Consider the following 692-nt stretch of genomic DNA (forward strand, 5'->3'; position numbering starts at 1 on the left):
CCTTTGAAGAACGGGGTATGACGACCACCTTCTTCTTTGGACAGCACGTACACTTCAGATTCAAACTTGGTGTGCGGCTTGATGGTGCCCGGCTTGGCCAGTACCTGACCACGCTCTACGTCTTCACGCTTCACGCCACGCAGCAGTGCACCGATGTTCTCGCCTGCACGACCTTCGTCCAGCAGCTTACGGAACATTTCAACGCCGGTACAGGTGGTCTTGGTGGTATCTTTGATACCAACGATTTCCACTTCTTCACCAACTTTGACGATACCGCGCTCTACACGACCGGTTACTACGGTACCACGGCCAGCGATGGAGAATACGTCTTCGATAGGCATCAGGAACGGCAGGTCGATGGCACGCTCCGGCTCCGGAATGTAGGTGTCCAGGTGGCCAGCCAGTTCCAGGATCTTCTCTTCCCACTGAGCTTCGCCTTCCAGCGCTTTCAGTGCAGAACCACGGACTACCGGCAGGTCATCACCCGGGAAGTCGTACTCGGACAGCAGTTCGCGAACTTCCATCTCAACCAGTTCCAGCAGCTCTTCGTCATCTACCATGTCACACTTGTTCATGAACACGATGATGTACGGAACGCCTACCTGACGACCCAGCAGGATGTGCTCACGAGTCTGCGGCATCGGGCCGTCAGTCGCTGCTACTACCAGGATCGCGCCGTCCATCTGGGCAGC

At 56.4% G+C, this 692-nt stretch carries 1 protein-coding gene; it reads right to left on the minus strand.

Annotated features, from left to right (window positions below):
- Positions 1-692, minus strand: a 692-nt coding sequence (locus tag PG900_RS22960; RefSeq protein WP_270832376.1) for a GTP-binding protein, incomplete at both ends; no start/stop codon positions are given.

The sequence above is a fragment of the Aeromonas sp. QDB03 genome (assembly GCF_027707985.1).
Lineage (GTDB): Bacteria > Pseudomonadota > Gammaproteobacteria > Enterobacterales > Aeromonadaceae > Aeromonas > Aeromonas hydrophila.